The organism is Actinokineospora terrae (genome assembly GCF_900111175.1).
In the GTDB taxonomy this organism is placed as follows: Bacteria; Actinomycetota; Actinomycetes; order Mycobacteriales; family Pseudonocardiaceae; genus Actinokineospora; species Actinokineospora terrae.
Window position 1 is genome coordinate 62,797 of record NZ_FOGI01000020.1, and the last position, 10,748, is coordinate 73,544.

Annotated in this window: 9 protein-coding genes; 3 read left to right on the forward strand and 6 right to left on the reverse strand. The window is 71.3% G+C overall.

Annotation, left to right across the window (positions count from 1 at the left end; genetic code table 11):
• The first annotated feature begins 302 nt into the window (after positions 1-302).
• The gene (lexA, locus tag BMY07_RS32180) at positions 303-998 is read left to right on the forward strand and encodes a transcriptional repressor LexA (RefSeq protein WP_092786887.1); all 696 of its coding nucleotides are present in this window, start codon (positions 303-305) and stop codon (positions 996-998) included.
• Here lexA and BMY07_RS32185 read toward each other — a convergent pair whose 3' ends face one another.
• The 3 genes from BMY07_RS32185 to BMY07_RS32195 all read right to left on the reverse strand — a co-directional run bounded on the left by BMY07_RS32185 (position 999) and on the right by BMY07_RS32195 (position 4,177).
• Positions 999-2,021: an SdiA-regulated/phytase-like domain-containing protein gene (locus BMY07_RS32185; RefSeq protein WP_425426388.1), complete on the reverse strand. Its 1,023-nt coding sequence runs from the start codon at positions 2,019-2,021 to the stop codon at positions 999-1,001.
• Positions 2,022-2,163: 142 nt separating this feature from the next.
• Positions 2,164-3,609, reverse strand: a complete 1,446-nt coding sequence (gene hflX / locus BMY07_RS32190) for a GTPase HflX (protein ID WP_425426389.1) — start codon at positions 3,607-3,609, stop codon at positions 2,164-2,166.
• A gap of 97 nt (positions 3,610-3,706) precedes the next feature.
• Positions 3,707-4,177: an ArsR/SmtB family transcription factor gene (locus BMY07_RS32195; protein ID WP_342741572.1), complete on the reverse strand. Its 471-nt coding sequence runs from the start codon at positions 4,175-4,177 to the stop codon at positions 3,707-3,709.
• Between the two features lie 114 nt (positions 4,178-4,291).
• On the opposite strand from BMY07_RS32195, the gene BMY07_RS32200 reads away from it, so the two are divergent.
• The gene (locus BMY07_RS32200; RefSeq protein ID WP_092786891.1) at positions 4,292-5,551 is read left to right on the forward strand and encodes an MFS transporter; all 1,260 of its coding nucleotides are present in this window, start codon (positions 4,292-4,294) and stop codon (positions 5,549-5,551) included.
• Positions 5,552-5,787: 236 nt separating this feature from the next.
• On the opposite strand, the gene dapF is transcribed toward BMY07_RS32200, so the two are convergent.
• The 3 genes from dapF to BMY07_RS32215 form a co-directional block, all read right to left on the reverse strand.
• Positions 5,788-6,618 carry a diaminopimelate epimerase gene (gene dapF, locus BMY07_RS32205; protein ID WP_092786893.1) on the reverse strand — a complete coding sequence of 277 codons (831 nt, stop codon included), beginning with the start codon at positions 6,616-6,618 and terminating at the stop codon, positions 5,788-5,790.
• 434 nt (positions 6,619-7,052) lie between these two features.
• A complete protein-coding gene (miaA, locus tag BMY07_RS32210; RefSeq protein WP_092786895.1) occupies positions 7,053-8,150 on the reverse strand; it encodes a tRNA (adenosine(37)-N6)-dimethylallyltransferase MiaA in 1,098 nt (365 codons plus the stop codon).
• Positions 8,147-8,869 (reverse strand): class III extradiol ring-cleavage dioxygenase family protein, encoded by a 723-nt coding sequence (locus BMY07_RS32215; RefSeq protein ID WP_092786897.1) that lies wholly within the window; start codon positions 8,867-8,869, stop codon positions 8,147-8,149. The genes miaA and BMY07_RS32215 overlap by 4 nt, the downstream gene beginning before the upstream one ends.
• Positions 8,870-9,525: 656 nt before the next feature.
• Between BMY07_RS32215 and BMY07_RS32220 the strand changes: the two genes are divergently transcribed.
• The coding region (locus tag BMY07_RS32220; RefSeq protein ID WP_092786919.1) for a DUF349 domain-containing protein at positions 9,526-10,748 on the forward strand (1,223 nt) is incomplete at its 3' end.

A 10,748-nucleotide genomic window follows, 5' to 3' on the forward strand; every position in this document is an offset into this window, starting at 1 on the left:
CTCCCGCCGAACCGCGTTCGAACTGCCGTTCGATCGAACGCCCGTGCGAGTGTCTACCACCTGGCACCGACAAAATCGAGACCCGCCCGGCGTGTCGCTCGAACAGGTGTTTGATCTGCGCAGGTCGGCGGGCTAACGTCGATGTCGGAGAAGATCGAAGTCCGCTCCACGGTCATGACGAGGACAAACTCGGGGTAGCGCCGGCCCGCCGGCGGTAGCCGCAGGGAGGCAGCGCAGTGTCAGGCACGAGTGGTCGCAAGCCAGCGGGGGCGCAGAAGAGGAAGCCCGCGACGGGGGACAACGTGCGCAGCTTCCCGGCCGCCCACGCGCGGGTCGACGCGGCCGACCTGCCGCAGCGCCAGCGCCAGGTCCTCGAGGTGATCCGGTCCTGGGTCCAGCGCAACGGCTACCCGCCGAGCGTGCGCGAGATCGGCGAGGCGGTCGGGCTGACCTCGACCTCGTCGGTGGCCTACCAGCTGCGCGCGCTGGAGGAGAAGGGCTACCTGCGGCGCGACCCGAACCGCCCGCGCGCGATCGGCGTGCTCGCGGCCGACGCCTCCGCGGCGCAGCTGCGCGGCGAGCAGGTCAGCCCGGTGCTCATCGAGCAGTCCGAGGCCGGTCCCACCCCGACCTACGTCCCGGTCGTCGGCCGGATCGCCGCCGGTGGGCCGATCCTGGCCGAGCAGGCCATCGAGGACGTGTTCCCGCTGCCGAAGGAGATCGTCGGCGACGGCGCGCTGTTCATGCTGAAGGTGGCGGGCGACTCGATGATCGACGCCGCGATCGCCGACGACGACTGGGTCGTGGTGCGCCAGCAGCCGACCGCCGACAACGGCGACATCGTGGCCGCCATGATCGACGGCGAGGCCACCGTCAAGACGTTCAAGCGCCGCGACGGGCACGTGTGGCTGCTGCCGCACAACGACGCCTACGAGCCGATCCCCGGCGACGAGGCGACGATCCTGGGCAAGGTCGTCGCGGTGCTGCGCAGGCTCTGATCAGGACCGCTTGGCGGCCCTGCGGTGCATGAGGAACAGCGTGCCGCCGATCGCGACCGCGGCGATGCCGAGCGCGGGCACCGTGGACATGCCGTTGCCGTCGGCGGAGGTGCCCGTCGCGGTGGGACCGGACTCGCCGCTGGTGCCGGTCGGGGGCGCGGCCTCGGTGGTGAGCAGCGCGGTGGCGCCCTTGACCACGCGGACGGGTGACCCCACGCCTTCCGAGCCGGACACCAGCGTGCCGTCCGGTTCGAGGGCGATCGCCTCGCCCTGCTTCTCGTCGGGCAGCGGGACGCGCACGGCCTTGCGCTTGAGCGCGGCCATGATGTCGCCGTCCGGGGCCGGGTAGAGGTAGGCGTCGGTGTAGGTGCGCAGCACCACGACCGTGCCGTCGGGGCTGACGGTCCCGCCGGTCACGACCATCGAGCCGATCGCCGGGTTGACCGGGCCGCCCTTGGTGTCGGTGCTGCTGATCTGCACCTCTCCCACCCGTTCGAGTGGAGTCGGGCCGGGGGACGCCAGCTTTCCGTTCGGGCGGTACACCTCGGACACGCCGAACGGGCTCTTGGTCACCAGGTAGGGCGTGCCGTTCTTGTCCAGCAGCAGAGTTTCCGTGTCATGTGGACCGTCCGGATAGGTCAGACGGTGCAGGGTGGTCTTACCGGCGGGGGTTAGCTCGATCAGCGCCACGGTCTCGCGCTTCTTCTCGTTGTCCCCCGTGTCCGCGAGCCAGAAGGTGCCGTCCGCCGCGCGGGCCATGTCCTCGACGTCGAACGGGTCCGTGGGGCCGTTGATGACCTTCTGGACCTTGCAGTCGTGTCCCAGGACGAAGACGGTCGACTTGGTGCCACCGTCGTTCACGGCGTACCAACGCTCGCCGTCCGTCGCTAGCCCTGACAGCTCGTTGAGTCTCTTGTCCGACTGGACGCACGCGTCGGTAGGTGTCTGCGGTTGCGCTGACGCCACCGTTGCCCCCATGACGCCCAACCACACGACCAATGCCGCGGTCGCCAACACCCGCACCCGGCCACCTCCCCTGTTCCCCTATCCACCGTAGTCATGTCACGGCTATAGAGACGCAGACGCGCGTGGGTGGCACAGCGTTCACACGAAGGGCTCCCGGTGAGACGCCTGTCTCCCCGGGAGCCCTGTGCTCCGTGCCTTGTCAGACCGTGGTGCGCGCGTACGCCTCCAGCACGCCCGCGAGGTCGGGCTTGACCTTCGCGCGCAGCTGGGTGCCCGCGCCCGTGTGCTCCTCCGAGAGGATCTCGCCCTCCCGGTGCACCCGCGCCACGAGCTCGCCCCGCGAGTACGGCACCAGCACGTCGACCTCTTGCTCCGGCCGGGGCAGCAGCCCGGAGACCCGCTCGCGCAGCTCGTCGATGCCCGCCCCGGTGTGCGCGGAGACGAACACCGCCCCCGGCAGCAGGTGCCGCAGCCTGGCCAGGCCGAACTCCGTGGCGGCGTCGACCTTGTTGACCACGACCAGCTCCGGCGGCATCGCCCGGCCGCGCCGGTCGCCGATCTCGTGCAGGACCTCGCGCACCGCGTTGACCTGCCACTCCGGCATCGGGTCCGCCCCGTCGACCACGTGCAGCACGAGGTCGGCGTCGGCCACCTCGTCCAGCGTCGAGCGGAACGCCTCGACCAGCTGGTGCGGCAGGTGCCGGACGAAGCCGACCGTGTCGGTCAGCGTGTACGTGTGCCCCTCGGGCGTCAGCGTGCGCCTGGTGGTGGCGTCGAGGGTCGCGAACAGCGAGTCCTCCACCAGCACACCCGCCCCGGTGAGGGCGTTGAGCAGGCTGGACTTGCCCGCGTTGGTGTACCCGGCGATGGCGACGCTGGGGATCTCGTTGGCTGTGCGCTGGCCGCGCTTGGTGTCGCGGACCGTGGCCATCGCCGTGATCTCCTTGCGCAGCTTGGAGATCTTCGCGCGGATGCGCCTGCGGTCGGTCTCCAGCTTCGTCTCACCGGGACCGCGCAGACCCACGCCGCCGTTGGCGCCACCGGCTCGACCACCGGCCTGCCGGGACAGCGTCTGACCCCACCCGCGCAGGCGCGGCAGCAGGTACTGCAGCTGCGCCAGCTCGACCTGGGACTTGCCCTCCCTGGACCGGGCGTGCTGGGCGAAGATGTCCAGGATCAGGGCCGTGCGGTCGATGACCTTGACCTTGAGCCTGGCCTCCAGCTGCTGCAACTGCGACGGCGAGAGCTCACCGTCGCAGATAACGGTGTCGGCGCCGGTAGCGCGAACGACCTCAGCCAGCTCTAGGACCTTGCCCGAGCCCACGTAGGTGGCCGGGTCTGGCCGGTCACGGCGCTGCACGAGGCCTTCCAGGACCTCCGAGCCCGCGGTCTCGGCCAATCTGGCCAGCTCGGCCAGCGAGGCGTCCGACTCCAGCGCGGTGCCCTCGGTCCAGACCCCGACCAGCACGACGCGCTCCAGGCGCAGCTGCCGGTACTCGACCTCGGTGATGTCCTGCAGTTCGGTCGAGAGCCCGGCGACCCGGCGCAGCGACGACCGCTCCTCGAGTTCGAGTTCACCCAGGGAGAGGTCAGCCGGGTCGGACAACGCGCCGTCGAATCCGTGCTGAGTGCTTTCCTCTGTCACCTGGTGAACCCATCCTTCGTTCTGATGCGAAATACGGCACCCCTCCGGTGTCGTGGTGTCCCTATGGTCGCACGGTGCAGCGGCGGATTCGACCCACTTATTCCCCCGGATACCACGCGACGTAGATGGCGGTGCGCTCGGCCCCCGGTTTCAGCGGGCGGTTCTGGTACTCGTCGAGCAGGGAACCCAGCCGCCGCATGAACTCCGACTTGTCCTCCTCGTCGACCTGCACGACCAACCTGGTCTGGTGAAGTTCACCCAGGTCGGTACCGGCAACCTCGGCCAGGTAGGCCTGGAGCATCGCCTCGGTGAGGTCGACCCGCTCCTCGTTGTCGTAGCGCAGGCTCCAGGACAGCCCGGTCGAGACGTAGGGGATCTCCTTGGCGCCGCGGTTGCCGCGCCTGGCCGGCTGCGGCTCCAGGAAACCGGCCGTGACCAGCTTGCGGACGTGGTGCAGCGTGGTCGCCGGGTCCTTGTCGAGCCGCTCGGCGATCTCCTTGTTCGTCAGCGGGCGCTGGTAGGTCAGCCGGATGATCCGCAGCCGGACAGCCGAGCCGAGCGCCTCCAGTTCGACGGGGCTGGCGGCGCGGCGCGGTGGTCGCGGGTCATCACTCACCCGACAAGGGTACGGCGCACCGAGAAGTGATTGACAGTTTCCAATCACTCGCGGCATCCTGGAGTCATGACCTCCACCCTGCGCGGCCACCCCGGCTTCCGACTGCTGTGGGTAGGCGACACGATCGCCCAGTTCGGCACAGCCATCGCCTCGGTCGTGCTGCCCCTGCTGGCCGTCGGGGTGCTGCACGCGACACCGGGGCAGATGGGGGTGCTCGTCGCCGCCGAGACCGCGGCCTTCCTGCTCATCGGCCTGCCAGCGGGCGCCTGGGTGGACCGGGTGCGGCGCAGGCCGCTGATGATCAGGATGGACCTGGTCCGGGCCGCGCTGCTGCTGAGCATCCCGGTGGCGGGCTGGCTCGGTGTGCTCTCGTTCACCCAGCTCGTGGTGGTGGCGCTGCTGGTCGGCACCTGCACGGTGTTCTTCGACATCGCCTACCAGTCGTACCTGCCCGCCCTGGTGGGCCGAGATCACCTGATGGAGGGAAACGCGAAGCTCCAGGCGAGCCAATCGGTGGCCGTCTTCAGCGGACCGGCCCTCGGCGGCGGGCTGACCGGCCTGATCGGCGCCGCCACGACCCTGGCGGGCACCGGCCTCGGCTACCTGGCCTCGGCGCTGTGCCTGTCGCGGATCACCGCCGACGAGCCGAGGCCGGAGCGATTACCGGATCGGAACCTGCGCGCGGAGGTGGCCGAGGGCCTGCGGTTCGTGGTGACGAACCGGCGGCTGCGGGCGATCGCGGGCTGCACGACCTCGTGGAACCTGTTCTACGGCGTGCAGGGAGCGGTGCTCGTGCTGTTCATGGTCCGAGTGCTCGGCCTGACCCCGGCGGTCGTCGGCCTGGTGCTCGGCCTGACGGGTGTGGGCGGAATCCTGGGCGCGGCCGTGTCGGCCCGGGTCGTCCGGGCGCTGGGCCAGGCCAGGGCGATCTGGCTCGTCCCGACAGTGGGCGCGCTGTTCGGCCCACTGGTCCCGCTGGCGGACCCGGACTGGCGACTCGGCCTGATCGTGCTCGGCGAAGTCGCCATCGGCTTCACCGGCGTCGTCTACAACGTCGCCCAGATCAGCTACCGCCAGGCGATCTGCCCGGACCACCTGCTGGGCCGGATGAACGCCAGCATCCGCTTCCTGGTCTGGGGCACCCTGCCCCTGGGCGCCCTGGCAGGCGGCGCACTCGGCACAGCACTGGGCATCCGCCAGACGATGTGGATCGCCGTAGCCGGATGGGCTCTGTCGTGCCTGTGGGTGGTGTTCTCCCCCCTCCGGACCGAACGCGACAGCACCATCAGGCCCACCCACAACGACCGGACTCAGCAGCAGGCGTGACGCACCCGTCTCGGGTGACGAGCCACCACGAGAAGCAGCACCGTGTGCGAACTACAGGATTGCGGCGGAGGACGCGGTCCCAGAAAGGCGGCAAATGCTTGAGGAGCCACCCGCGATCGCGGGTGACAGCAAGATCGACACGGCGACCTACCGGCAACCCTCGGGGCTGGCGGCGAGCAACGGCGCGGCAGCGCGAGTGATCGGTGGTTCGAGAGACGTGAGGGAGGTGAGGTGGATCAGGCGTAGGTGTCCCACCAGGACTCGGTGAGGGTGCCCTCGGCCACGAAGACGGCCGGGCCGGTGAGGGTGCTGGTGTCGTCGGTGATGGTGACGGTGACGGTGCCGCCGGGGATGTGGACGGTCACGGCTCCGGTGGTCAGGCGCCTGGCTGCCAGGGCGGCGACGGCCGCGGCGACGGTGCCGGTGCCGCACGACCGGGTCTCGCCGACGCCGCGTTCGTGGACGCGCATCCGGATCTCGGCGGAGCCGACGACCTCGATGAACTCGAGGTTCACCCCGCGCGGGAAGAACTCGTGGTCGAAGGCGGGCTGGGTGGTCAGGTCCAACTCGGCCACCGAGTCGACCACGCTGACCAGGTGCGGGTTGCCCACGTCGACTCCGAGGCCGGTGTGGGTGCTGCCGTTCACCGTGGTGGTCGACTGGCCCAGCACGCGGATCCGGCCCATGTCGACGGTGACCGTGCCGTCGGGGTGGACGGTCGCGGGTCGCACCCCGGCCCGGGACCACACCGGGAACTCGGGGCCGTCGACCAGCCCCGCGTCACTCAGGTAGCGCGCGAACACCCGGACGCCGTTGCCGCACATCTCCGCGACCGACCCGTCGGCGTTGCGGTAGTCCATGAACCAGGCGTCACCATCAATACCGGCGGGCGCGTCATCGAGCGCTTTCGCCCGGACCACGCGCAACACCCCGTCAGCGCCGAGGCCGCGCTGCCGGTCGCACAACGCCCGCACCCGCCCCGCGGTCAGGTCGAGCTCGCCATCGGGGTCGGGCAGCAGCACGAAGTCATTCTCCGTGCCATGCCCCTTGAGAAACGCGATCGCCACCCCACCAGGTTACGGCCGCGCCCGCACCACGCCCCCGCCCCCATCGACACCCCGGGGAATCGACCCCGAAAGGAGGACACACCTGCCACTATCCACAACTGAACATCCCCGACCACACCCCACGCGGGCGAGGTGCCGACGCGGCCAAGAGTCGACGTTGGTCGAGAAGCGCCATCCACCAACCGCCGACTTGGACCAGGCCTCGATCGCCTGGATCAGGCCTTGGCGACTCGGGTCAGGCCATGGTGGCTTCGGGCAGATCTTGGCGACTCGGGTCAGGCCACGGTGGCTTCGGGCAGATCTTGGCGACTCGGGTCAGGCCATGGCGGCTTCGGGCAAGCCTTGATGGCCTGGGCCAGGCCACGGTGATTCGGGTCAGGCCGTGGCGGCTTGGTCATGCCTTGATGGCCTGGGTCCGACCTTGGCGATCCGGGTCAGGTCTTGGTGGCGGTGGCGGCTTGGGCCAAGGCGGCGTCCACGAGGTCCGGGCGTGCGGCGTCCAGCCAGGTGATGCGGGGGTCGCGGCGGAACCACGAGCGTTGACGACGAACGAACCGGCGCGTGGCCCGGGCGGTGTCCGCCGCCGCCTCGGCGAAAGCGAGGTCGTCGGAGCGGTCGCAGGCTTCCTGACCACTGAGGTCACCGGCACGGCCGAGGGCGGTCTTGCCGCTGGGATCGCCGGTGCGGTCGAGATTGGCGTTGCGGCTGGGGCCACCGGTGCGGTCGAGGACGGTGTTGCCGTCGCGGTCGAACACAGGGTCGGAGGGCAGGCGGAGATCGCCGCGGGTGGTGTCGAGGGCGGTGAGGACCTGCTGGTAGCCGAGGGCTCTGGCGGCGGTCTTGCCGTCGCGGAGACCTTGGGCTTCCAGGGCGCGGACCTCGTCGACCAGGCCCTGGGCGAACATCAATTCGACACGGTGGTCGACGCGGGTGTCGAGGGCGGTGGGGTCTCGGTCGAGGCCGATCATGGCCATGTCGTAGCGGGCGGGGCCGGGTTTGGGCATCGTCGCGGAGAACGGGCGGCCGGTCAGTTCGATGACCTCCAGGGCCCGGACGATGCGGCGGCCGTTGCTCGGTAGGACTGACTCGGCGGCAACAGGGTCCAGCTCGGCGAGTCGGGCGTACAGCGGGGCCGAGCCGACCGCGGTGAGTTCGGCTTCCAGGCGGGCGCGGATGTCCGGGTCGGTGCCGGGGAACTCCAGCTCGTCCACCACGGCCTGGACGTACAGGCCGGAGCCGCCGACGAGGACCGGGACCCGGTCGCGGGCCAGGATGTCCTCGATCACCGCCCTGGCCGCGCGCTGGTAGGCGGCGACCGAGGCCGTCTCGGTCACGGTGAGCACGTCGAGCAGGTGGTGCGGGACGCCGCGGCGTTCGGTGGGGGTGATCTTGGCGGTGCCGATGTCCATGCCCAGGTACAGCTGCATGGCGTCGGCGTTGACCACCTCGCCGCCGAGGCGTTCGGCGAGGGCGACCCCGAGGTCGGACTTGCCGGTGGCGGTGGGGCCGACGACGGCGATCGCCCGGATCACACGGGTTCCCACACGGCGAAGTGGTACGCGACCCCCAGCGGGGCGGACACGCGGGCCTCGGCCGACCGCCACTCCCGGCCATCGGCGCGCACCGCGCCCGCGAGCACCTGCCACGGTGCGCGACCGACCGCGCCCAACTCGGCGGCCAACGACGGGTCCAACTGGGCGAGGGCGTCGAGGTCCACCGCGGCGAGGGCGCGCGCGACGTCGTCGTCGAAGGCCGCGGAACGGGCGTCGGGCCTGCCGACAGACCGCTCGCCGTGCCGGTGCGAGCCGTCGCCGAGGACGAGCAGGCCCACCGGGTCCGGTCCGGCCAGCTCCTCGGCGATCCGCGCTCCCTCTGCGGCGCAGTCGATTGGCGAGAAGTCGACGGGAACGATGTGCGCGGTAACGTCCGGACCACCCACCGCAGCGCGCAGCCAGCCCGCGACCAGGGCGGGCAGCGGCAGCATCGGATCGGCGAAAGCCAGGTCGGCCTTGGCGCCCAGACCGACCCGAACGTCCACTCCGAACCCGCGGAAGGTGCCCGCGACCTCGGGACCGTACCGGCCAGGACGGTCGTCGGCGCCCACGACGAACCACCTCGGCGCGGCGTCGGCGAAGGACGCGGCGGCCGCGACGCACTCGGCGCGCACGGCGTCGGCGTCCCGGTCGCCCCCGCCGGTCAGTTCCGGCACGATCAGGGGCGGGTGCGGCACCACGGCGACTCGGCGGATCACGGACCCGAGGTTACTGTCCGTCGAACAAACTTGGCGCCGACGGCCCACGGACAGCACCTTTTGCGGCACCATGATGACCATTGCGGCCCTCCGGAGTACCCAGGCGCCTCTTGACCTGTTTGAATGCGCGCGGGTAGGAGAAGCCGCACGGCCCGAGGGCCGTTCGCACAGTGCTGGGCCCCGCGTGAGCGGGGCGTCCGCTCACGCGGGCACGCAGGCAGGAGGAGTCGGCCATGACGGACAGGGACCACGGCGCCGGGGCAGTGGCGGAGCAGGACAGCGGCGGCGAGCCGGACCAGGCCGCGGTGGCCGCTCCGGTCACGACACCGTCCGCGGGAGCGCCGACACCCACCGAGCCCGAGGCGGCACCGGCGGCCACGGCCGAGGCGACGCCCGCCGCGGCACCGGTCGAGTCCGCACCGGTTGAGGCAGGCGCGGTCGAGGCAGCAGCAGACGAGTCGGCCCCGGTTGAGACCGGCGCGGTCGAGGCGGAAGCGGTCGGGACAGCAGCGGTCGACACCACCGCGGTCGAGGCGGCACCCACCGAGGAGCAGACCCCCGCGGACGACACCGCCGCGGACACCAACGGCGCGGGCGCCCCCGAGGCAGCCGAGAGCACCGCGACCGACGTGCCCGCCGTGGCCGCGCTCGCGGACGTGACGCCCGCGGACGTCCCCGCTCCCAGCCAGGTCGCGGGCAACCGCGCCCCCGCGCCTCCCGCGCCCACCGTGGAAGGCGGACCGCAGGTACCGGTCGCGGCGACGAGCCCGGGCAAGTGGGGCCGCGTGGACGCCGACGGCACGGTCTACGTCACCACGGCCGAAGGTGAGCGCGCGATCGGCTCGTGGCAGGCCGGTGAGCCGGAGGAGGGCCTCGCGCACTTCGCCCGCCGGTTCGACGACATCCGCACCGAGGTCGAGCTGCTGGCGTCCCGGCTGGCGTCCGGTTCGGGTGACCCGAAGCAGGCGGCGACCAACGCCAAGCACATCCGCGACGGCCTGGCCGAGGCGCACGTGGTCGGCGACCTCGCGGCGCTGGCGGCCAGGATCGACTTCGTGCTGGCCAACGCCTCGGTCGCGGTCGAGGCGGCCAAGCACGCCCGCGAGGAGGCCAGGGCCGGGTCCGTCGCGCGCAAGCAGGAGCTGGTGGAGGAGGCGGAGAAGCTCTCCGAGGAGTCCACGCAGTGGAAGGTGGCCGGGGACCGGCTGCGCACCATCCTGGACGAGTGGAAGACGATCAAGGGCGTCGACCGCAAGACCGACGAGCAGCTGTGGCGCCGCTTCTCCAAGGCCCGCGACACGTTCAACCGCAGGCGCGGCTCGCACTTCGCCGACCTGGACCGGCAGCGGGCCACCGCGAAGTCCCGCAAGCAGGAGTTGGTGGAGGAGGCCGAGCGGCTCTCCGAGTCCGACGACTGGGGCCCCACCGCGGGCCGCTACAAAGACCTCATGGTCGAGTGGAAGGCCGCCGGACGCGCACCCAAGGACGCCGACGACACCCTGTGGCAACGCTTCCGCGCCGCCCAGGACGCCTTCTTCGCCCGCCGCTCCAGCGTCTTCGACGAACGCGACGCCGAGTTCGCCGACAACGCCCGCAAGAAGGAAGAACTGCTGGCCGAGGCCGAGAAGATCACCACAACCGACCTCGACGCCGCCCGCACCGCACTGCACCGCGTCCAAGAACGCTGGGAAGAGATCGGCAAGGTCCCCCGCGAACGCATCCGCGAACTCGAGGGCAGACTCCGCGCCGTCGAGGACAAGGTCCGCACCGCCGCCGACGCCCAATGGCGCCGCACCGACCCCGAGGCCGAGGCCAGGGCCGCCCAATTCCGCGAACGCGTCCAACAGTTCGAAACCCAAGCCGCCAAAGCCAGGGCCGC

What these genes read in the sequence shown, in the direction of transcription:
- BMY07_RS32200 (WP_092786891.1), top strand. Translation starts at nt 4,292, where the DNA reads ATGACCTCCACCCTGCGCGGCCACCCCGGCTTCCGACTGCTGTGGGTA.